The sequence below is a fragment of the Rhodococcus daqingensis genome (assembly GCF_042665615.1).
Classification (GTDB): domain Bacteria; phylum Actinomycetota; class Actinomycetes; order Mycobacteriales; family Mycobacteriaceae; genus Rhodococcus_G; species Rhodococcus_G daqingensis.
On sequence record NZ_JBHTCS010000021.1, the window covers coordinates 72,984 to 95,937 of the forward strand.

General features: G+C 66.8%; 12 protein-coding genes and 1 pseudogene. All 13 read left to right on the forward strand.

Annotation, left to right across the window (positions count from 1 at the left end; translation table 11 throughout):
- The first annotated feature begins 172 nt into the window (after window positions 1-172).
- The 13 genes and pseudogenes from ACFQS9_RS17510 to ACFQS9_RS26475 all read left to right on the forward strand — a co-directional run bounded on the left by ACFQS9_RS17510 (window position 173) and on the right by ACFQS9_RS26475 (window position 22,906).
- Window positions 173-5,344 (forward strand): DEAD/DEAH box helicase, encoded by a 5,172-nt coding sequence (locus tag ACFQS9_RS17510; RefSeq protein WP_378406957.1) that lies wholly within the window; start codon window positions 173-175, stop codon window positions 5,342-5,344.
- A complete protein-coding gene (locus ACFQS9_RS17515; RefSeq protein ID WP_378406959.1) occupies window positions 5,341-8,211 on the forward strand; it encodes a helicase-related protein in 2,871 nt (956 codons plus the stop codon). The genes ACFQS9_RS17510 and ACFQS9_RS17515 overlap by 4 nt, the downstream gene beginning before the upstream one ends.
- Complete coding sequence (locus ACFQS9_RS17520) at window positions 8,208-11,432, forward strand: Eco57I restriction-modification methylase domain-containing protein (protein WP_378406961.1); 3,225 nt, start codon at window positions 8,208-8,210, stop codon at window positions 11,430-11,432. Before ACFQS9_RS17515 ends, ACFQS9_RS17520 begins: the two co-directional genes overlap by 4 nt.
- The gene (locus ACFQS9_RS17525; RefSeq protein ID WP_378406963.1) at window positions 11,413-12,255 is read left to right on the forward strand and encodes a hypothetical protein; all 843 of its coding nucleotides are present in this window, start codon (window positions 11,413-11,415) and stop codon (window positions 12,253-12,255) included. The genes ACFQS9_RS17520 and ACFQS9_RS17525 overlap by 20 nt, the downstream gene beginning before the upstream one ends.
- On the forward strand, window positions 12,252-13,139 hold the full coding sequence (locus ACFQS9_RS17530) for a hypothetical protein (protein ID WP_378406965.1): 888 nt from the start codon (window positions 12,252-12,254) through the stop codon (window positions 13,137-13,139). The genes ACFQS9_RS17525 and ACFQS9_RS17530 overlap by 4 nt, the downstream gene beginning before the upstream one ends.
- Window positions 13,136-15,592 carry an ATP-binding protein gene (locus tag ACFQS9_RS17535; RefSeq protein ID WP_378406967.1) on the forward strand — a complete coding sequence of 819 codons (2,457 nt, stop codon included), beginning with the start codon at window positions 13,136-13,138 and terminating at the stop codon, window positions 15,590-15,592. The genes ACFQS9_RS17530 and ACFQS9_RS17535 overlap by 4 nt, the downstream gene beginning before the upstream one ends.
- Before the next feature lie 3 nt (window positions 15,593-15,595).
- Window positions 15,596-15,982, forward strand: a complete 387-nt coding sequence (locus ACFQS9_RS17540) for a hypothetical protein (RefSeq protein WP_378406969.1) — start codon at window positions 15,596-15,598, stop codon at window positions 15,980-15,982.
- Between the two features lie 335 nt (window positions 15,983-16,317).
- On the forward strand, window positions 16,318-16,524 hold the full coding sequence (locus tag ACFQS9_RS17545) for a MerR family transcriptional regulator (protein ID WP_378407073.1): 207 nt from the start codon (window positions 16,318-16,320) through the stop codon (window positions 16,522-16,524).
- A gap of 83 nt (window positions 16,525-16,607) precedes the next feature.
- Window positions 16,608-17,603: a DUF3039 domain-containing protein gene (locus ACFQS9_RS17550; RefSeq protein WP_378406971.1), complete on the forward strand. Its 996-nt coding sequence runs from the start codon at window positions 16,608-16,610 to the stop codon at window positions 17,601-17,603.
- Window positions 17,604-18,399: 796 nt separating this feature from the next.
- The gene (locus tag ACFQS9_RS17555) at window positions 18,400-18,792 is read left to right on the forward strand and encodes a hypothetical protein (protein WP_378406973.1); all 393 of its coding nucleotides are present in this window, start codon (window positions 18,400-18,402) and stop codon (window positions 18,790-18,792) included.
- Window positions 18,793-18,880: 88 nt separating this feature from the next.
- On the forward strand, window positions 18,881-21,124 hold the full coding sequence (locus ACFQS9_RS17560) for an McrB family protein (protein ID WP_378406975.1): 2,244 nt from the start codon (window positions 18,881-18,883) through the stop codon (window positions 21,122-21,124).
- On the forward strand, window positions 21,121-22,413 hold the full coding sequence (locus tag ACFQS9_RS17565) for an McrC family protein (RefSeq protein WP_378406977.1): 1,293 nt from the start codon (window positions 21,121-21,123) through the stop codon (window positions 22,411-22,413). The genes ACFQS9_RS17560 and ACFQS9_RS17565 overlap by 4 nt, the downstream gene beginning before the upstream one ends.
- A 142-nt stretch (window positions 22,414-22,555) precedes the next feature.
- Window positions 22,556-22,906, forward strand: a pseudogene (locus ACFQS9_RS26475) (ScoMcrA-related endonuclease).
- Window positions 22,907-22,954 lie beyond the last annotated feature (48 nt).

Genomic DNA, 22,954 nt, shown 5'->3' on the forward strand with positions numbered 1-22,954 from the left:
GCACCATTCGACCTCACGGCGCATGCCGTTCGAGGCCGAGAGTGAAGCCGAACAGGAGTCGTGAGCACATCGATGCCCTTGGTTTCCGCGACTCCACCTTGCACCTGCGACTGACCGTCAGCCCCTCCGACTACAGTTTGGTCGACGATTCCCTGCCGCTGAGGAGACCAGAGTGGACGCCTTCGAGATTCATCGACGGCTGATCAATGACTACCGGCAGTTCACCGAGGGTTTCGTCGACATCCGCGACGAACGGGTTGCCGCGGTGGTGTCGGACCAGAGCGCGAAGGGGTCGCAGTGGCCGGCGCCGTGGGTGGCGTTGAATCCGTCGTTCGCGTCGGGTGGGCGTATCGACGAACTCGTCTCGGCAGACCTACTGCATCCCGAGTGCGCAAGGATCTTTCGCTTCAAGGCCGATGACGCGGACGCCGGTCGCGAGTCCATCACGCTGCACAGGCACCAGCGTGACGCGGTGGAGATCGCACGATCGGGCGCGTCGTATGTGCTGACCACCGGCACCGGGTCGGGTAAGTCACTGGCGTACATCGTCCCGATCGTCGACCATGTGTTGCGGACCGGCACCGGGCGCGGGGTGCAGGCGATCGTGGTGTATCCGATGAACGCGCTGGCCAACAGCCAGGTGGAGGAGCTGAAGAAGTTCCTCGAACACGGCTATGGCGGCAGGCCGCCGGTGACGTTCAAGCGGTACACCGGCCAGGAGTCTCGCGAGGAGCGGGACGCGATCCTCGCCGATCCCCCCGACATCCTGCTCACCAACTACGTGATGCTCGAGCTGGTCCTTACCCGCCCGGACGAGCGGTCGTCCCTGGTGCGGGCGGCGCGTGGGCTCAAGTTCCTGGTCCTCGACGAGCTGCACACCTACCGCGGCCGACAGGGCGCGGATGTGGCGATGCTGGTGCGACGGGTTCGTGACGCCGCGGAGGCCGACGAAACCCTGCAGTGTGTCGGGACATCCGCGACGATGTCGAGTGGCGGCACAATCGCCGAACAGCAGACGGACGTCGCGGCGGTCGCGTCGACGATCTTCGGTACCGACATCCGTCCCGCGCACGTCGTCACCGAGACCCTGGTACGGGCAACAACCGATATCGCCCCCACCCCTACCACCCTCACGACCGCCGTCGACCGCCGCGGCGACGTCGAGTACGACGATCCCGCACTGCGCTCCGGTTACGCTGCGCTGCAATCGGATCCGCTGGCCGCCTGGATCGAGGATGCGTTCGGCCTGACCACCGAACCCGATTCGGAGCGGCTGGTGCGGCGCACCCCGTCCACCATCTCAGCGGCCGCACAGCGACTGGCTGAACTCACCGGACGTGACGAGCGCAGCGCGGACACCGCGATCCGGGCGACCCTGCTGGCCGGTTCACGCACGCGGCACCCAGAGACGGATCGACCGCTGTTCGCGTTCCGGCTGCACCAGTTCCTGTCCAAGGGCGGCTCGGTTTTCGCCACCGTCGAACCGGAGGCGACCCGCGCGGTCGAGACCGAGTTCCAGGTGGTGCTCGACCCGAGCCCCACGCACCCGGATCGGGAGCGGCGACTTTATCCGCTGGCGTTCTGCCGCGAGTGCGGGCAGGACTATCTGATGGTTCGCCGTGAGACCGGCGACCGCACGGTCACCTTCACAGCCCGCCACCAGTTACGACCGACGGACCGCGACGACGGTTACCTGTACATCTCCGCCGACCACCCATGGCCCACCGAACCGGTCGCGGAGGGACGACTGCCTGCGTCGTGGCTGGAAGTGACACCGCAGGGCAGCGCGGTGACGAAGACCCGCGCCAAGGATGTCCCACAACGGTTGCTCGTCGCGGCGGACGGCGCGGCAGTGGCGTCACGCGGCCCCGACCACGAGTTGCCCGGGCACACCCTCGCCGCGTGGATTCCGTCATCGCTGCGGTTCTGCCTGCGCTGCGGTGTCTCCTACGAGGCGCTGCGCAGCAGCGAATTCACCAAGCTGGTCACCCTCGACCGTGAGGGCCGCAGCAGCGCGATGACGGTCATCGCGTCCAGCCTGGTCCGCGCGCTGCGCGCGGCGCCGGAGTCCGACCTGTCCCCGAATGCCCGGAAGCTGCTCACCTTCGTCGACAACCGACAGGATGCCGCACTACAGGCCGGGCACCTCAACGACTACGTGCTCGTGGTGCAGGTGCGCACGGCGCTGTATCAGGCGCTCGTGGCGGCCGGTGACGACGGCCTCGATCCGTCCGACCTCGGCAAGGCCGTCACCGACCGGTTGGCAGTCGAGTTTCACGAGTACGCGCAGGTTCCCGACGCATTGGACGAGCGGCCGGTCCGCCGCGCCCTGCAGTCGGTGGTGGAGTATCGCACGCTGCGGGACCTGCAGCGCGGGTGGAGGGTGACGCTGCCCAACCTCGAGCAGAGCGGTCTGATGGTGGTCGAGTACCCGCTGGCGCGGGCACTGTCGGAGCGGACGGAGCTGTGGGACGAGGCGCACCCGATGTTCCGGCTGATCGATCCGGGTCAGCGGCAGGAGATCATCGAGGTGCTGCTCGACGAGTTCCGTCGGGTGCTGGCGATCGACGCGGAGGCGTTGACGATCGACTTCGTGAACGGCCTGCGCCGCCGCAGCCGCGAGCACCTCGACGGCCTGTGGGCGCTGTCGCCGACCGAACCGGATCCGATCATCGGTCTGGTCGTACCGGAGTCGGGCAGCAAGGGCGCACCGCGGTCCGTCCTCAACCTCACCGGGCGCGGCAACTTCGGCAAGTGGCTGCGCCAGATCTACAAGGACCGGGTGGCGCTGAGCACCACCGATGCCTCCGACATGATCGTCTCCCTGATCGACCTGCTCGCCGCCAAGGGCCTGATCACGAAGACGACCGACGGCCGGGCGAGCGGCTACCGACTCAAGGCGTCGACGATGCTGCTGCGGGCCGGTACCGGCGAGTTCGGTACCCGAGATCCGCTGCGCCGACGCTACGAGGCCGACACCCGTCCGCGTGTCGTGCCGCTGTTCCGGGACCTGTACCGCGACGTCGGCCAGGAGTTGGCGGGTCTGCAGGCGCTCGAGCACACCGCTCAGGTGCGGTCCGCGGTACGCGAGGAGCGCGAGAAGCGGTTCCGGTCCGGCGACCTGCCGCTGCTGTTCTGTTCCCCCACCATGGAATTGGGTGTCGACATCTCGTCACTCAACGCGGTCGCGATGCGCAACGTGCCGCCGACGCCGGCGAACTATGCGCAGCGCAGTGGCCGGGCGGGCCGATCGGGGCAGCCGGCGGTGGTGGTCACCTACTGCGCGTCGGGTAACAGCCACGACAGCTACTATTTCGAGCGGTCGAACCTGATGGTGTCCGGGCAGGTGATTCCGCCACGCCTGGACATCGCGAACGAGGACCTGGTCCGCTCGCACGTGCACGCGGTGTGGCTGGCGGAGGCGCTGGCCGCGACCGAGCAGGGTCTCGGTTCGTCTATCGCGGGGGTGCTCGACCTGACCGCCGACGGCTATCCGACCGAACCGCAGTTGATGGACGTGCTGCGTGACCCGCTGGCCCGGGCCCGGGCCGCCACCAGGTCCGCGGCCCTGCTCGGTCCGCTCGAGCCGGCGCTGGCCGAGGCTGCGTGGTGGGACGCGGCGTGGGCGGGGAAGGTGATCGACGAGGCGGCCGCGGAGTTCGACCGGGCGTTCAACCGGTGGCGCAGCCTGTACGAGACCGCGACCCGCGAACGGGATGCGGCATACGCGCAGTCCAGCGACTCGACCCGCACCCGCAAGGAGCGGGAGGAATCCGACCGCCGCTCCGGTGAGGCGCGGCAGCGAATCGAATTGCTGCTCAACCAGTCCGACGGGCACGGCCAATCGGACTTCTATACCTACCGCTACCTGGCATCGGAGGGCTTCCTGCCGGGTTACTCGTTCCCGCGGCTGCCGTTGGCCGCGTTCATCCCCGGCCAACGCGGCGGCGACGGCAGTTGGCTGCAGCGCGCCCGCTTCCTGGCCATCAGCGAGTTCGGCCCGGGCGCACTGATCTACCACGACGGCGCCCGCTACCAGGTGACCCGGGTCAGCCTGCCGCGCGGCAACGACGACGGCGGCGCCGAGGTGTTGCGGACGTCGGCGCGAGTATGTGACGGGTGCGGTTACCACCATCCGGTGCAGGCGGGCATCGACGTGTGCGAGTCGTGCGCCGCACCGTTGACCGGCGAGTGGAAGGAACTGCTGCAGCTGCAGTCGGTGATCACCCGGCGCCGCGAGCGGATCAGCGCCGACGAGGAGGAACGCAACCGGGTGGGATTCGAGCTCCGCACCACCTACCGTTTCCTGCCGCGGGGATCGAGCAGCGGCCGCTTCGATGCGAAGGTCGCGGCCGCGTCTGGGGGCGCATCGCTCGACATCCAGTACGGGGACGCCGCCGAGGTGCGGGTGACCAATCTGGGCCGGCGCAACCGCAAGTTCAAGGACATCCACGGCTTCTATCTTGACCTGGTCAAGGGGCGGTGGCTGTCGGAGAAGGACTATCGGTCCGACGACGCCGCCGATCCGGATGACGAGATGGAAGCCGGGTTCGACGACGTCACCCGCAAGGCGCAGGTCACCCCGTACGTGGAGGATCGCCGCAACATCGCGGTCCTGCGCTGGGCGCACGAGGTGTCCGATTCCGAAGCGGTCACGCTGCAGTACGCACTCGAACGCGGCATCGAGACCACGTTCGAACTCGAAGACTCGGAGCTGGCCAGTGAGCTGCTCCCCGACCCGGACGACCGCGGTCGACTGCTACTGATCGAGGCAGCCGAGGGCGGCGCCGGCGTCCTGCGCCGCCTGCAGTCCGAGCCGGACGCCGTCGCCCGCGCGGCCCGCCGGTCCCTCGAAATCATGCACGTCGATCCCGACACCGGCACGGACATCGACGGGGCATGTGTCCGCGGCTGTTACCGCTGCCTGCTCTCGTACGGCAACCAGCTCGACCACGAGTCGATCGATCGCCGCGCCGTCGTCCCGCTGCTACGCGAACTGGCCGCCGCGACGACCGTCCCGGCGATCGCCGCCACAAGCCGGGCATCGAACCCCACCGAGGCGCCGTCCGGACCCCGCGCCGCGGCGCTGTGGACGTTGCTGCACGACAACGATTTCCGCATCCCGGAGCGGGTGGACGTCGAGCACGACGGGGTCCGGATCGACATGGCATTCCCGACGCCGGGGATCCCGACCGCGGTCCTGGTCCACGAGCTGGGCGCCGACGTCCGCGATGCCGTCGCCCTGCAGTTCGGTGGCTGGAACGTGATCGAGATCCCCGTCGACGCGGACCTGCTCACTGTCGTCCATGCCCATCCCACCGTCTTCGGAGAGGCCGCCTCGTGACGTCGACTTCCACCGCCGCGCAGTTCGCGGTCGGTTCCCTTGTTCGTGCCCGCGGCCGGGACTGGGTGGTGCTGCCCGCCAGCGACGCCGAGATGCTGGTGCTGCGTCCGCTCGGCGGCGGCGAGGACGATGTCGCGGGTGTGCTGCCGGCGCTCGAGCCGGTGCAGGCGGCCACGTTCCCGCCTCCGGAGGCCGACGATCTCGGCAACGACCGCAGCGCCCGCCTGCTACGGGATGCGCTGCGGATCGGGTTCCGCTCCAGCGGTGGGCCGTTCCGATCGCTGGCGGGCCTGTCGGTGTCGCCGCGGCCGTACCAACTGGTGCCGCTACTGCTAGCGCTGCGACAGGAGACGGTGCGGCTGCTGATCGCCGACGACGTGGGTATCGGCAAGACGGTGGAGGCCGCATTGGTGGCGTCCGAGATGCTGGCGCAGGGGTCGGCGCAGCGGCTGGCGGTGCTGTGCCCGCCGAGCCTGGCCGAACAGTGGCGACGCGAACTGTCCGAGAAGTTCGGGATGGACGCGGAGCTGGTGCTGCCAGGCACGGTAACCCGTCTCGAGCGGGGACTCGAGTACGGGCAGTCGCTGTTCGAGCGGTACCCGGTGACGATCGTGTCCACCGACTTTATCAAGGCCGAGCGTCGCCGCAACGACTTCCTCCGGGGCGCACCGGATCTGGTGATCGTCGACGAGGCGCACGGGGTGGCGGCGGACGACACCGGTCGCGGTGGCGCGGGCCGCACCCAACGATACCGGCTGGTGCGCGACCTGGCCGACGATCCGCAGCGGCATCTGGTCCTGGTGAGCGCGACCCCGCACAGTGGCAACGAGGGCGCGTTCCGGAACCTGATCGGCCTGCTCGATCCGGCGCTGCACGACGCGAACCTGTCGTCGGAGGCCGGACGGCGACTGTTGGCCGAGTACATGGTGCAGCGCCGCCGCGCCGACATCCGCGGCTATCTGGGGCAGGAGACCAAGTTCCCGAAGGATCGCCGCACGCAGGAGGTGGCGTACCGGCTCACCCCGGAGCATCGGACGCTGTTCGACGATGTCCTCGCATACGTTCGTGGCCGGGTGCAGGACCGAACCGGTACCGTGCTCGAGCAGCGGGTCCGGTGGTGGTCGGCGCTATCGCTGCTGAGGGCAATGGCCTCCTCTCCTGCGGCGGCGGCCGCGACGTTGAGTACCCGGGCCGCCGCGGCCGAGGCGGAGACCGAGACTGCCGCGGACCGGCTCGGCGCATCCGAGGTCCTCGACCAGGTCGAGGACGACGCCGCCGAGGGCGGGGATGTGGTGCCCGGCGCCCTCTTGCACGAGAGCCAGGAGCGGCCCAGCGAACGTAGCCAACTGCGGACCTTCCGGGATCGCGCCCTCGCGCTCGAGAGCGACCACGCGCAGGATGCGAAGCTGGCGCTGCTGACCGCGCAGGTCCAGAAGCTGCTCAAGGACGGGTTCGACCCGATCGTGTTCTGCCGGTTCATCCCGACCGCGCACTACGTCGCCGCGCATCTGCGGGCGGCACTCAAGCGGGTCGAGGTGGAGATCGTCACCGGCGAGCTGCCGTCGGAGGAACGGGCGCAGCGGGTCGCCGCGCTGTCCGAGCGGGCGGTCGGTTCCCGAAAGGTGTTGGTGGCCACCGACTGCCTGTCGGAGGGCGTGAACCTGCAGGAGGATTTCCAGGCAGTCGTCCACTACGACCTGGCGTGGAACCCGACCCGACACGAGCAGCGGGAGGGCCGGGTGGACCGGTTCGGTCAGCCCGCCGAGGTGGTGCGGGCGCTGCTGCTATACGGCGAGGACAATGGTATCGACGGCATCATCCTGGACGTGTTGCTCCGCAAGCACGAGGCGATCCGCCGCGACCTCGGGATCAGCGTGCCGGTGCCGCCGCAGAGCGATCAGGTGCTCGCCGCGCTGCTCGAGGGTGTGCTGATGCGTGGGCAGCAGGGCGAGCAGCTCGAGCTCGGGTTCGGCCTCGAGGGCAAGGCCGACGAGTTGAGCGAGGAGTGGCGTAGCAGCGCCGAGAACGAGAGTCGCAGCCGAAGCCGCTTCGCGCAGAACACGATCCGCCCGGACGAGGTGCAGGAGGCGGTGGATGCGGCCCGCGTCAGCCTCGGCTCCCCCGACGACGTCGCTGGGTTCGTGCGGGCGGCGCTCGCCGATCTCGGCGCGACGGTGACAGCAGATGGCGACGGGTTCGCCGCCGACCTGGCACTGGCACCGGTGGGTCTGCGGGATGTGGTGCGCGTCCCCGGGGACGCGTTGCGGTTCGCCGCGGATCATCCCGCCCCGGCCGGTGTGGCGGTGTTGCAGCGCACCGATCGCGTGGTAGGTGCGCTCGCCGATTACGTGCTCAATTCGGCGCTCGATTCGCAGTTGCCGGCGGCGGCGCGGCCGGCGCGCCGCTGCGGCATCATCGTCAGCGCCGACATCACGACACCCACGGTGGCGCTGCTGGTGCGGTTCCGCACGCATCTGTCGATGCCGTCGCGGCGCGGCGAGGTGACGTCGGTGGCGGAGGAGGCGCGAGTGCTCGCGTTCACCGGCAGCCCGTCGAATCCGACGTGGCTCTCGCCCGACGAGGTGGACGTGGTGTTGAGCGCCCGCCCGTCTGCAAACGTGCCGATCGAGACCGCCACCAATGTGGTGGGCACGGTGCTGTCGACGTTGCCGCTGCTGGCGCCCGCACTCGATGAGCAGGCGGCCGCGGTCGCCGAGACACTGAGGCAGGCGCATGTGGCGGTGCGACGCACGGCCCGCGGCGACCGCGCCGGCAGCCTGGGGGTGCGGGGGCTGGCGGTGACCCCGCAGCTGCCGGTCGATGTTCTCGGGGTCTACATCTTCCGTGCGGCAGGAGGTCTGCGGTGAGTACCACGTTCCAGGGGGTCCGGATCGTCGGTGGCGTGGTGCCGCCGGCGCTGCTCGGCCGCATCCAGTCCGGTGAGGTGTCTGATCCCGCGAGCCTGTCCCCCGCCTCCTATCACCTGGTGGGCACTGAAACCCCGCGTGATGCGGCGTCACGGGCCTGGGCATACCTGCGCGGCGCGTGGTCCGCGTGGCGAGCCGAGGACGAATCCCGCACGCCGGGAACGGCCGGGACCGGCGCGGCCCGGGAGAAGTGGCTGCTGCCGCTGCTCCGGACCCTCGACTACGGGCAGGTACCGGCGATGCCCGCCGGGGAGACCGGCGACGGCGATCATCCGATCTCGCACCTGTGGGGGCACGTACCCGTCCATCTGCTCGGCCCGGGTGTGGACCTCGACCGCCGCAATCCGGGGGTGCGGGGCGCGGCGCGGGCACCGCAGGCGATGGTGCAGGAGTTCCTCAACATTCGCGACGACTACCTGTGGGCAATCGTCAGCAACGGCCTGCGACTGCGGCTGCTGCGGGATTCGACGGCACTCGCCGGGTCCGCCTACCTCGAGTTCGACCTCGAGGCGATCTTCGATGGTGAACTGTATGCGGAGTTCCTGCTGCTGTGGCAGCTGGTGCACGTGTCACGGCTCGAAAAGCGCGGCGGCCACGAAGCGCCGCCGGCGGATTGCTGGCTCGAGTCGTGGCGCGGCGAGGCCGTCGATGCCGGCACCCGTGCGTTGAACCTGCTGCGGGACGGCGTCGAGCACGCACTGGCGTCGTTGGGGTCCGGGATTGTCCGGCACCCGTCGAACCGGTGGCTGGTCAACGCGCTGCACTCGGGGGCGATCACCGACCGACAGTTCCACACGGCACTGCTGCGGACGGTGTACCGGCTGCTGTTCTGTTTCGTTGCGGAGGACCGGGATTCGCTGCTCGACCTGAAGTCCCCGCCGGATGCGGCGGCGCGCTACCGACGCTACTTCTCCACGGCCCGGCTGCGGCGGCTGAGCCGCTCACGGGCGGGTGGACCGCACCCGGACCTGTGGCAGTCGACGCGGCTGGTGCTGCGCGGGCTCGGCGGCGACGGTGTCGCACAGCTGGCGGTGCCCGCGCTGGGCGGCCTGTTCGACCCGTCGCCACGGGAGCCGAAGCTGACCGGACAGCCGTTCCCGGACCTGATCCTCGGCGCGGAGATCGCCAACACCGATTTCCTCACGGCAATCCGGGCGCTGGGCTGGGTATCGGTGCGTGGGCAGCGGATCCAGCCCGTGGACTACCGGCACCTGGGAGCCGAGGAGCTCGGCAGTGTGTACGAGTCGTTGCTGGAGCTGGTGCCGCGGGTGGATCTGGCCGAGCAAACGTTCACGCTCGAGCAGGTGGCCGGCAATGAGCGCAAGACCACGGGCTCGTACTACACCCCGCCGACGCTGGTGTCGGCACTGTTGGACACCGCACTGGACCCGCTGCTCGACGATGCCGTGAAGAACGCCGACGACGCCGAGAACGCCCAGCAGCGTCTGCTGGCGATCACGGTGTGCGACCCTGCGAGCGGGTCGGGTGGCTTCCTGGTCGCCGCCGCCCGCCGCATCGCGGCCCGGTTGGCGGCGGTGCGTTCCGGTGAGGACCAGCCGACCCCGGCAGACGTGCAGCACGCAATGCGGGACGTGGTGGGCAGGTGCATCTACGGCGTCGACATCAACGAGCTCGCAGCAGATCTGGCGAAGGTGTCGCTGTGGCTCGAAGCACTCGAACCCGGTAAGCCACTGGGCTTCCTGGATGCGCGGATCAAGGTCGGCAACGCACTGCTCGGCACCACCCCGGCGCTGCTGGCGGCGGGTGTCCCGGACGACGCGTTCAAGCCGCTCGAGGGCGACGACAAGGAGTACGCGAAGGCGATCAAGAAGCGCAACAAGTCCGAGGGCGGCGCATTCGCTGGCCAGGATGCACTGTTCCTCGGCGCCGCCGAGGATCCGGTGGAGAAGCTCGCCCGGCAGCGCCGCACACTGGTCGGCGCCCTCGACGACGTGGCCGGCGAACGTGCCCGAGCCCAGGCACTTCGCGATCTGGAATCCTCCGACGAGATGGTGGCCCGGCGTCGCCGCGCCGACGCGTGGGTGGCGGCGTTCGTGTGGCCACTGCACGAGGAGGCGCCGGAACCGCCGACGAACATGATGCTGCGCATGATGGAGGATGGCGCCGCGCCCGCGGCAACCCGCGCCGAGATTGACCGGCTCGCCCACGAGTACCGGTTCTTCCATTGGGATCTGGAGTTCCCGGAGATCTTCCACGACGACACCGTCACCGGCACGGGCCCGGATGGCTGGACTGGCGGTTTCTCGTGCATGCTGGGGAACCCGCCGTGGGAGCGGGTGAAACTGCAGGAACAGGAGTTCTTCGCTGCACGCGACGAGGACATCGCGAAGGCACCCAATGCGGCGGCCCGTCGCAAGATGATCGCGGCGCTCGCGTCGAGTGAGTCGGAAGGTGATCGGCGGTTGCACACCGAGTTCCTGGCCGCGCGCCGCCGTGCGGAGGGTGAGAGCGCCGTCCTGCGGACGTCCGGGCGGTACCCGCTCAACGGGCGCGGGGACGTCAACACCTACGCGGTGTTCGCGGAGCTGTTCCGCACGGTCACAGCCCCGAAGGGGAGGTCGGGCATCATCGTGCCGACCGGTATCGCCACCGATGCGACGACGCAGTACTTCATCAAGGATCTGATCGAGAAGCGGTCCCTGGCGGCGCTATACGACTTCGAGAATCGTGCCCCGATCTTCGAGGCCGTCGATTCGCGGTTTAAGTTCTGCCTGTTGACGGTGGCCGGCAGGGCCGAGAGAGAGGATGCGGCGACCTTCGCGTTCTTCCTGCACGATCCGCAGGCGATCGCCACCTCCGAGTTCGCGTTGACGCCGGAGGAGATCACGTTGCTGAACCCGAACACCGGCACCATCCCAATCTTCCGAACCCGCCGCGACGCCGAGATCACCCTCGGCATCTACCGCCGGGTGCCGGTGCTGGTCAACGAAAACGATCCCGTGAACGGCAACCCGTGGGGCGTGTCGTTCATGCGAATGTTCGACATGTCGAACGACTCGCACCTGTTCCACACCCGCGAAGAGCTCCAAGCCGACGGTTGGGTGCTGGACGGCAACATCTTCTACAGAGAGAGAGAGAGAGAGAGAGAGAGAGAGAGAGAGCTTCGGACGGATCGTCGAAGTGATGCTGCCGATGTATGAGGGTCGGATGGGTCATCAGTTCAACCATCGGTTCGCCTCGCTCGGCGATCCCGATCGGCAGACCACGGTCAACGAGCTCGAGTCGGCTGATTTTGTGGTGCAGCCGCAGTACTGGGTCAGTGAGGAGGAGACGTTGCGGCGGCTCGAGCGCCGCACTTGGGGTACAGAGTCCGCCCTACTCGGCCATCGCCGGGTGGCCCGTAACAATGATGAGCGGACGTGTATCGCTGGCCTGCTCCCGCGGGGTGCTACCTCGTATGGCTGGATCGTGTCGTCCGGCCCGTCCGCAATGGAACTGTGCATGCTCGAGGCCGCGTTCAACTCGTTCGCGTACGACTATTTGCTCCGCGGCAGCTTCTCCCAGCCGAGCATTCCGCAGTCAACTTCTGAGCAGGTGCCTGTGCCGACGATGCAGCTCATCGCGGACTCCCCCATCGTCGACGCGATGTGGATCCGTGACCGGGTACTCGAACTGAGCTACACCTCGAACGACATGTGTCCGCTGGCACAGGAATTGGGCGAGTCAGGACCCGCATTCGTCTGGAATGAGGAGCGCCGCAGCCTCATTCGAGCCGAACTTGATGCGGCCTTCCTCCACCTCTACGGGGTCACCCGAGAGGACGCCGACCACATCCTCGATTCTTTCCCCCTGGTGCGAGGCAAGGACGAGGCTCAGTTCGACGAGTTCCGCACCAAGCGCATCGTCCTAGATATCTTCGACGCCATGCAGCATGCCATCCACACCGGCGAGCCGTACCGGACGATCCTCGCCCCGGCACCCGGCCACGGCCCCCGTCACGAAATGCAGGAGGTAGCAACATGACCGAGACCGTCGAGCGGATGCTGCCGTTGTACGAGGCGAAGATGATTCATCAGTTCGATCACCGGTGGGCAACTTACGAGAACTCGACAACTCGAGAGTTGACCAGGTCCGAGAAGTCAGATGCCAATCAAGCGACCCAGCCTCGATACTGGGTCGACGCAGGTGAAGTGCGCGACACGCTCGATGAGAAGTGGAACCGTCCGTGGCTCTTCGGGTGGCGAGACATCACGCGTGCAACCGACGCGCGCACAGCAATCTGCTCTCCGTTCGGCCCGGTTGCAGCCCCCGACGGCACCCTTTTGATGCTGCCCCACGATGGGGCCGAGGACGCACTCATCCTGTCAGCGATCCTAAGCGCGTTCGCGTTCGATTTCACGGTTCGGCAGAAGGTTGGTGGCACACATCTCAAGTTCTTCACTATGCGACAGCTGCCGGTTATATCGCCGGAGCAACTGTCCACTGCTCCAACGTGGACAGGACTACGACCGCTACATGAGTGGATCGCGTCAAGGTCCTTCGAACTCACCTATACCGCCTGGGACATGCAGTCGTTCGCCGAGGATCTCGGCGATACGGGCGCCCCGTTCGTGTGGGATCCGGAGCGTCGATTCCTTCTGCGTGCGGAGCTCGATGCTGCATTCTTCCACCTGTACGGCGTGTCCCGCGAAGACGCCGACTACATTCTCGACACCTTCCCCATCGTCCGCCGCAAGGACGAGGAGGCCCACGGTGAGTACCGCACCAAGCGGGTGGTCCTGGAAATCTTCGACGCCATGCAGCACGCCGCTGACACCGGCACCGCCTACGACCCGATCCTCACCCCCGAACCTGGAAAGGGACTACGCCATCCGATGAGGGAGTCTTCTGACCGGGCTGAGGCGTGACCGTGCAACCCACGACAATCAACGAGTTCTCACTCCGCGAGCTGGTCACCGACCTCGAGGCCGAACACGTCGGCGCAAAGTCGCAAGATGTCGCCGCGTGGGATCTTCTGGTCAACCTTGCCAAGACCCTGGCCGCTGACTCCGACGACGACACCCTCGTCCGCGGGCGACGCTGGATGCTGACGAGGCTATCGGCCCACGGATTTCGGGGCGCTGTCGAGCCCGTAGCCGTCAACTTCGACGCCCACCCGAGCCTCACAGTGCTACACGGCGAGAACGGATCCGGGAAGTCAAGCTTGGCCGAAGCGGTCCGGGTCGCGTTGACCGGCACCGTGGGTGTCGCCGCCTTCGGAGTGGAGCAGAAGGACGGCCTCTGGAATTCGAACGACCACCGCAGTCGCGGAATACCGAGTTCAGAGATCGTCGTCAACCTCGTCGACGATCACGACCCCCGCTGTCGCCTCACAATCACAGCGCGGGTACACGACACCGGGGTTGAACGCACGGCGGTGCTGACCGACAACGGCACCGTCACGCCCCTCGCGTCGGATGCGCCCGAATGGTCCGCCTGGGGGCATGCAGTTCTGGCAAACCCACCGGTGCTCGCGTACGCCGAACTGTTCAACGAGCTTCGAACAGGAAAGGAACTGCACACCTGGTTGACGCGTTGTCTGAGCATCGACGTCGCAACCAAACTCTTCGACACCGCAGTCACCAATGCCCAGACTGAAGCCAAGTCCGCCCATGACCGCATCAAGTACGCCCGGCAACAGGCACAGGCGAGCGTCGAATCTGCCGATGCCGCCGCGATCGCCGACGAGGTTGGCAACGTCACGGCCATCACGTGGGACGAGTTCTACGAAGAGGACGAGCGGGACGCGTGGATCGCACGACACGACCTGCAGAAGCGGGTGCGTCAGCACGTGGAGCTTCCAGCCGATCAACTGGAACAGCTGATGGCATGGGCCCAGGAGTTCAAAGGCCGTCTATCCGACTTCAACAGCTCGGCCGCAAGTGAACTCACGCCGGCCGTGATTGCACAACTGATTCATCTCGATCAGGCCCTCGCTGGTAAGCAAGCTCACGATGTCTGCCCTGTGTGCGGTACCCCCGGGAAGGAGTGGCAGAAGCACCTGCACGCACGCATGCCCGACTTCGATGCGACCCGGATCGCGACTGAGGCGCTGCGACGCCACTGCCGACTGCGGACGACAAGACTCGTTGACCCGATGCGTCGCGTGATAGCCACGCTTCCTGCGACCTCCGAAAGCGGTTCGGTACGAGACACCGCCGCGGCGCTGACCGACGAGATCGCGGCCATCAGTGCGGATGAACTCGACCAGCGCCTACTCCTCGCACTCACCGAGTGGAGCGACTGGGTTGCCACCGACGCGGCGGCAGAGCTGATCACGACCGCCATCAACTCTGCGGATCGTCGCCATCAATGGCTGTGCGAACGTTGGGATGCAGTCGAACCCTATCTCGATGTCTGGAATCGGGATCGTGCCGACGCAGCGATTGCCGTTTCGTGGAACACCGCCCGGAACCGCTGGAACAAGCACTTGAACGGGCTCCGAACCGCCCGCAGCCAAACCTTCTCCGACCTCGTCGCACCAAAGGTCGCGGCGCTTCTCGCCGATGTCGGGCTCAAGGTGGACTCACTGGAGGTCCTCAAGGGTAAGTCGACACTCGAAATCGTTGACAGCGCAGGCCTACCTGTCGATCTCAGTCACCTCAGTGCAGGCCAGCGAAACGCGTTGATTCTAGGTCCGGTCCTCGTCGCAGCCGAAGGTGGTCTGTTCGGATTCTGCATTCTCGACGACCCTGTCCACGCCTTCGACGAATTCCGTGTCGACCAGTTGGCGGCAACCATGACGTCAATCGCCGGGAATCAAGCGCTCGTCATCACCACGCACGACGGACGGTTCGTCGAGTACCTACGAGTGCACGCACCGTCCGCGTTCACCGTCTTCCACACGCACCGGACGGGTAACGGGCAGATCGTCCTCGACCCCGCGGACAGCCCATGGCTGACCGTGCTCACACACGCCGACCGCCTTCACAAGATGGGAACGAAGGCCGGACTGTCCGACGCTGGAGTCCGTGATATCGAGTCCCTTCTCCGGATGGCCGCCGATGCGGTACTCGAGGCACTCTTCCTCCGCCTCAACAGCCCCCAACCGGCCCCCGATCGACTCGCTGCGCGCAGCGAGTTCGACGACGCGATGACAACGAAGGATCGGATCAAGTACTTTCGCCGAATTCTCCCAACCACGGCCCCTGCACGCGGAGACTTCGACCGTGCATGCCACGTCATCACGAAGGACGGGTACCTCGACAGGTGGAGCGACGCGACCCACAGCACTCCCGGAGCAGGCTCACCCGGAGACCTCCCCGACCAACTTATTGCCGCCAGAAAGTTCTGCGATGCCATCGACAAGGTGGGCCGCTGACAGATGGATGCAATTGAAATCCGCACCGAAGCTCTGAGCGTCAGGCGGGAGATCGAAACGATCAGTCGCGACCTGTGGTCGACTTTCATCACTACTCCAAAGACACGCCACACCGCCGTCAAGATCCGACTCACTCTGGTTGCAGCCAGGATCGAGCCGGGGCTACAGCGGGCCGCAATGGCGGCTGCACAACGAGTCGCCGAGGTGTACTCCGAGACCTCAGACGTGCTTCACGGCCGCACTCGCAGCGTCTTGTTCACCACGTATCGGGTCGCCGATTGGCGGCGTGACCTTGAGCGATTGCACGCCTTCCTGCCGGGATCCTCAATACCTACGGCCACGGCAGGCGACAGACAGGACGAGCACCTCGACACCGACGTCACGCCATGACGCGGGCTCGCGTGCGCGCAAGACCGCTTTGCACGCACGCAAGTGATGACGTAATGTCAGATGCGTCAGTTACGACAGTTGTGCCACTTAACTGACAACAACGGCGCTAGGCGCACACCAGGGGAGCAAGCATGTCTGCCATTCAAGAAGTTGCGGCGCAGTCCGTCGATCCCGCCGACGTCGCGGCACTCCGCGCGTTCGCCGCCGGCCTCGACTCATCCGAGCTCCGTGACCTACTCCTCGGACTGGCCTCTTCCGTCGAAGACGGTGCCGACGTTGCCCTCCTCCCCCAGGACCAGGAACTGACGCCCCAGCAGGTTGCAGACCGTTTGAAGATGAGCCGCACCCACCTGTGCAGCCTGCTCGATCGCGGCGTGCTGCCGTCGCACCGTGTCGGCAGCCACCGCCGCATCCTGTTCAGCGATGTGATCGCGTTCGAACGACAGCGGCAGCACGATCGCCGCGAACTCGCCGAACAGTTCGCGCACGCTGACGCACACCGCGCCGGCGCGATCGACGAACTCATGGCAGACCTCCCGTAACCCCTGTCAACCCCGAGAGTGTCCGCCTCACTTGACATCATGGTCGGATGAGCCACGACCGCCGAGCGCGCCCCACGCTTCGTATGCTGCGAGACGATCTCGTCGACGGCTGGGACGATCCCGCTTGCCAGCGACGGATCGCAGCCGCGAACTGGGACGCGCTACATCCCCTCGCAGAACTGGCTCATCCGGTCATCGCCAAGGCCGCAGAACTGTACGGCAGCGACCCGGACAACGATCCCACACCACAGCCGATCGCCTCGGCGTCCGATCCGCGACTCCTCAAATTCCGGCTCGGGCAATGGCGGGCCGCGATCTGGTCGGACCCCGACACCGGTGTGCGGTGGTTGTGCGCCGCCGGCCTCGCCAAGGGTGGTCACCGCGACCGCGACGACTTCTACGAACAGATCGCCGACCGCGTTCAGCGAGGTCACGGCAGCGATCTACTTCCCACCGAACACGACCGTGTCCTTCTCCGACGCGAGACCGCCACCTGGCTCCTCACCGAGTGGGAACTCCACATCCAGAGCGACGTCGCCTACTGTCTCGTCGACCTCGCCGAAACCAGCGTCGCGTCATTTCGGATCCGGCATCCCACACGGAACACAGATCTGGCCTTCGTGACGGTGAAGCTGACAGTCGACGCGCCCCACATGGAGGAGTTTCAGGTCGACATCGACTGGCGGAGTAATCATCAGGGAAGTCACCTCGGCATCGTGTTGGTCCGCCGGGTGCTCACCTCCATAGCCCCATCGGCGCAGGAATGGGATGTGCACCGCTGGTCCTACTCGCAGATCGTCGAGTATGGCCACCGCGCACGGCGTGTGGCCGAGCTTCACCATACTGCGAGCACACAGGAACTGCTTGCCCACGATCCCGGTTCCGTCAGCCACTACGTCCACACACTGCACATCGCGAGGAGCAGTGTCGAGGGCGGAGCGATCCGCGCGCTGTGCGGCGTCTTCTTCGTCGTCACCCAGGACCGCGCCGACAAGGACGTATGTCCAGCCTGTCAGGAACAGATCGCCATGACCGGACCAGGCAACGGCGACCCGGACGCACGACGGACCCCTCGATGACGCCCGCTACTCCCCACCGGCTGTCGTCAGGGCAGGCTGCCCTGACGGTCCTCCTCGACCCATACTCGCGGCTCGCACTCGGGATAACCCCCTCGAAGTCCAGAAGCTGATGTACTTTCTGCAGGTTCTCGGCGAACCCCTCCACTTGACCTACGCGTAGAACCTGTACGGCCCGTACGCAGACAGCCTGCGGCATGTCCTCCACGCCGTCGAGGCCCACTACCTCACCGGATCCGGTGACGGCAGCGCGCGAATCCGACCCCATCCGCATCCTGCCCGGCGCAACCGGCGCCGCCGAGCCTGTCCTCGCCGGTCACCCGGAGACCGTCGCACGTATCGACCGGGTCATGTGGATTATCGACGGATTCGAGTGCTCGTACGGCATGGAACTGCTCGCCACTGTCCACTGGATGGCCACCGAGGACCCGGCGCCTCGGCGGACTGGCATCGGGCCATCGAGCTCGTCCACCAGTGGACTCCCCGCAAGAAGCGGATGTTCACCGAAGACCACATCCGGGTCGCCTGGACCGCACTCCACGAGCGAGGTCTCCTTGCATCACCGGTCTGAGCGACCGGGCACCAATCGAGACAACACCGCCGCGCGCGAAACGATCCGCACCACCTGCCCGATGACATGAGCGTGACGACTCGACGCTCCCTCGCGACCATCGCCCTTCTGTTCGCAGCAATCACGGCGTGCGCGAGTCCCGACGAGGCCCAGCCCATCAGCACCCCGACAACCGTGTCGTCAACTACGGCAGCATCGACCACAACCACGACGACGCCATCGGTCGCCTTGACCATCGACACCACGACGGCGGTCGCGCCGGCACCGGAGCCTGAACCGATCGTCGAAGCCACCCCGGAACCCGTCGCGGCACCGTACATCGTGTCCTGCAATCCGGGCGGCCTCGGCCCAATCGAAACGCACTGGTCCGACGGGACCGTCACCGGCTACTCCGACTACTGCCAGGCCGAACACGACCAGGTGTTGCGCGCCGAGATCGAGGCCAACACGCCGGCCTGCGACGGCACCGTGTGCCGCTATCCGTCCGGCGCCACCGTCCCCGACAACCGGTCCACCGCAACAGTCAAGAAGCCATCGCCTTGGGTGCAAGGTCAGATCGACTGGCAGAACTGCATCGAGGCCGGCAATACCCAGGAGTACTGCCGAGCCACCCTGAACTGACCCGGACACGGGACGCCTCCGCACGGGCGCAACCGCTACCGGATACGGTCGAGGCGCCTACCGACTCTGCCTCACGAGAGCGAGACCCATGACCGACGTCCAGCCGCGCGGAACTGGCGGATACCCCGAGATCGAGACGGCCGCATGGACGATCCTGGGTGCCGGGCTCCGTGGGGAACCATCCGCACTCGATCCCTCCGTACGTACCTGGACGAGTGCCTCTGCGGCGGAGATTCTGCGGCGTGTCCAGGACAATCCCGACGTCAGCGACAACACCTTCCTCGCCAAACTCGAGCGCCAACTCGACGGCGCCCCCCGCGCAACCACGCTGCTCGCCGCCGAACTGATCTACCTGCAGTGCGGCCCGCTGTGGAACCTCAAGGCCAACACCAAACGGAACCTGGTCAACACCGTGCTGTCGTGGGCCGACCCGCCGCTGGTGCTCCCGGATGCCCTCGACGCCGCCCTCGATGAGGGCTACGTCTTCAACGGATCCCAGGGTTTCACCTCCGGGCGTCGGCACCAGTTCAACTGGTTGTGCCGCCTTGTCGATGCCTGGGCGTCGTCGCCACAGGCGGCTCGCACTGCTGCTCTAAACGACCCGTGGGAGTTCGGGCGAGCATTGCGACGCACGCCCAAGGACTCCACCGGAATCCGCTACTCGCTGCAGTATCTCGCCTGGCCCGGCTTCTACGAGCACATCGTCTCCAAGGCGCACAAGCGCGCAATCCGCGACACCTTCGCCCACGCCATCGACGGCCCGACCGGCAACGACGAGGAGTCGATCGACCGGGATCTGCACGCAATCAGGGCCGACCTCGACACCGACCCGGCCGACCACCTCGACTGGTATGCCAGCCCCTACCTCGAGCAGTGGCAGCCCACATCCGACGACGCACAGCGCGCGTGGCTGGTCCGCCCCGGCACCGACGGCGGCGCGACCCTCGTCAAGCGGTGGGATGCTGAAGGATTCGTCTCCCTGGCCGCGACGTATCTCGGACCGGTCGCGGCCGGATCGACGCACGCGCAGGTGCGCGCCGCCGTCGACTCCGGCTACCAGAATGCCGACTACCAGCGGCGCGGAGAACTCACCTCCGACTACCACGCATTCCTGAACAGGATGAAGCCCGGCGACCTCGTCGTCACCCGCATCGACGACATCCTCCACGTCGGCACCATCCTCGGTGAGCCTGAAACCGTCGGCGATCCCGGCGCTCGGCTACGCCGCACCGCGCAATGGTCCGCCGACCCCGTCCCGGCGTCCGACCTCGTCGCGCCGCTGCCGACGCTGCTCGAGCAGCAGGGCGGCGTCGTCGACCTCACCGACGCGATCGACTCGATCGCCGCCTACCTCGGTGGCTCGGACGCCAACGAGGACGACGAACAGACACCACCGCCTCCTCCGCCAATTCCCCCTGCCCCGATCCGATTCCCACCGGCCAGTGACGGTCTTGTCCGCCGGACCCACATGGATCGCGGATCCCTGCAGGAATTCCTGGACCTCCTCGAATCCCGGCGGCAGATCGTCCTCTACGGCCCGCCCGGAACCGGGAAGACGTTTCTCGCCCGCGCGCTCGCCGACCATATCGTCGGCGCGGACGGCGCCAGCCGGCGCCAGCTCGTACAGTTCCATCCGTCGTACGCGTACGAGGACTTCTTCGAGGGATTCCGCCCCGACCCCGACAATGCCGGTTTCGTCCTGCAGGCGGGGCCACTTCGGCGGATCGCCAGCCAGGCCACCGCACCGGAGAACTCTGGCGACGCGTACGTGCTCATCATCGACGAGATGAACCGTGCGAATCTCGCAAAGGTATTCGGCGAGCTGTACTTTCTGCTCGAGTATCGCGGCGAGTACGTACAGCCGCAGTACTCCCCCGACACGCCTTTCCGACTGCCGCCGAACCTTTACATCGTCGGTACCATGAACACCTCCGATCGCTCGATCGCGTTGATGGACGCGGCGATTCGTCGACGGTTCGCATTCGTCGAACTGCACCCCGACGAGTCCCCGGTACGCGAAGTACTCGACAACTACCTCGTGGCGAACGGCAAGGACCGCCACCTCGCACGCCTGCTCGCAGAACTGAACTCCCGTATTGACGACACCGACCGCGACCTGCGGATCGGCCCGTCCTACCTGATGAAGTCGGACGCGGAGACCGACGCCGGACTCGAACGCATCTGGCGGTACGACCTGCTGCCGCTGCTCGAGGAGCACCACTACGGCCGCGCGAGCCGCACCGAGATCCGACGCCGATTCGGGTTGGACGCTGTGCGTCGCGCCCTCGAGCCGGATTCGTCACCAGACACCGAACCCGACGATCAGGCGTGAGCGTCCACGTCGTCCTCGACGAACTCGACACCGCGGGCCGCACCGTCAACCTCGATGCTGCGACGGCGACCGTCCTGGCGGGTACCGGGCTCGTCGAGGTGAGGCCCGTCGGCGCCGCCCGATGGACGCTGCTGCCTCGCAAGCGTGTCGGCGCGGTGCGCGTCGACGATCTACAGGTCCAGGTGAACCCAAAAGACCGGGTGGGGCTGACACGACTGCTGTTCCTGCTCGGCTACGCCTCCGATCCCGGGTTCCTCGACCCTGGATACGAGGACGTCGAGGCCGAGGAGCACCCCGACCTGTGGGCAGTGCTCGCAGAGTCACTCGCCCGGCTCACCGAACGGGCGCTGCTGCACGGGGTCCTGCAGGGCTACCGGACCGTCGACGAGGCTGCCCGCACAGTTCGTGGCCGTATCCGCATCGGTGACCAGCTGGCTCGCCGGCCCGGCCTGATCCTTCCGCTCGAGGTGACCTACGACGAGTACACGGTCGACACCGCCGAGAACCGCATCCTGCGGACCGCGCTGCGCCGGATGCTGGCAGTACCGGGGCTGAATGATCCGACCCGTGCCCGCCTCGCACACCTCGACGGCCGACTCGATGGTGCTGACGTGATCCGACGCGGCGTCCCGATCCCTCACTGGCAACCCTCCCGCCTGAATACGCGCTACCAACCGGCGCTACGCCTCGCAGAAGTGATCCTTCGCAACTGTTCGGCCGAGGCAGGACCAGGCGACACCCACGTCGCCGCGTTCGTCGTCGAAATGTGGAAGGTGTTCGAGGATTTCGTCACCGTCGCTCTTCGCGAATCGCTCACGCGAAACTACCCGGGCCACACGGAATCCCAGTACGTCAGCTACCTCGACATGCCCGTCGCCGGCGATTCTGTCGTGCGCCTCGAAACCGATGTCGTGCATCTGGTCGACAGCAAGCCTCGACTGATCTTCGATGCCAAGTACAAGGTGGCATCTCGCGGAGGGCGATACCCCAACGCCGACCACTACCAGATGCTCGCCTACTGCACTGCACTGAACCTGCAGATGGCCTGGCTCGTATATGCCGGAGGTGCGAGCAGGCCGACACCGCGTCGAATCGTTAACACCTCTGTCACCGTTGTCGAATATCCGCTCGACCTCAGGTTGCAGCCCTCAAAGCTACTCGCTCAGATCGAGCTTCTCGCTGAGACTGCATGGCTTTCGTATGCGGATGGCCCACATGTACCCGTCGTGCAGGATCAGCTGCCCGCCCTCCCCGTCGAATCGCACGAACACGGCCATCCCCCAATCTGAGCACCGCGCCGTTCGCCGAGCGGGCCTGTACCCGCTCGATGAGCCGGTCCACCAGTCGCGGCGCAGTCTTCCACGGCAAAGCGGCGCCATCATTGTTCATGCCCTGCTCGGCAACGATTTCCCCTTGAACTGATCCACGGTAATGGTGACCAATCGTGCCCTGCCTCACCCGGCACCAGGAATACCACGCGATACGCGTGCCGGTCATGAACCTGCACGACGTGGCAAAGAAGTAGTCCTGGAAGCGATCGCCGAGTACGACAGTCTGGGCAAACAAGAACTCCTCGAGCGTAACCGCTTCGCACCCGCCCGTATCTACCGCAAAATCCACGGCCGCCGCCGGTAGGACTCGAAGGCCATCGTCGGAGTCGCGCACGGCTTCGCCACTGGCACCTTCTGGACCTCGGCCGACTTCTCCGGCGGACGCGCGACGGTGTGGCGAACGTTGGCCTGTTTGGGCTTCGAGGTGGAGATCGACGACTTGCCGTCCTGAGTGTCATTGGGCAGTCGGCTGCTCGGTAACCCCCGGTCACTCCCCCGC

Excerpts from the sequence above, each read along its gene's own strand:
- ACFQS9_RS17530 (WP_378406965.1), top strand. The coding sequence starts at position 12,252 with ATGACCGAGACCGTCGAGCGGATGCTGCCGTTGTACGAGGCGAAGATG.
- ACFQS9_RS17540 (WP_378406969.1), top strand. The coding sequence starts at position 15,596 with ATGGATGCAATTGAAATCCGCACCGAAGCTCTGAGCGTCAGGCGGGAG.
- ACFQS9_RS17545 (WP_378407073.1), top strand. The coding sequence starts at position 16,318 with ATGAGCCGCACCCACCTGTGCAGCCTGCTCGATCGCGGCGTGCTGCCG.
- ACFQS9_RS17550 (WP_378406971.1), top strand. The coding sequence starts at position 16,608 with ATGCTGCGAGACGATCTCGTCGACGGCTGGGACGATCCCGCTTGCCAG.
- ACFQS9_RS17560 (WP_378406975.1), top strand. The coding sequence starts at position 18,881 with ATGACCGACGTCCAGCCGCGCGGAACTGGCGGATACCCCGAGATCGAG.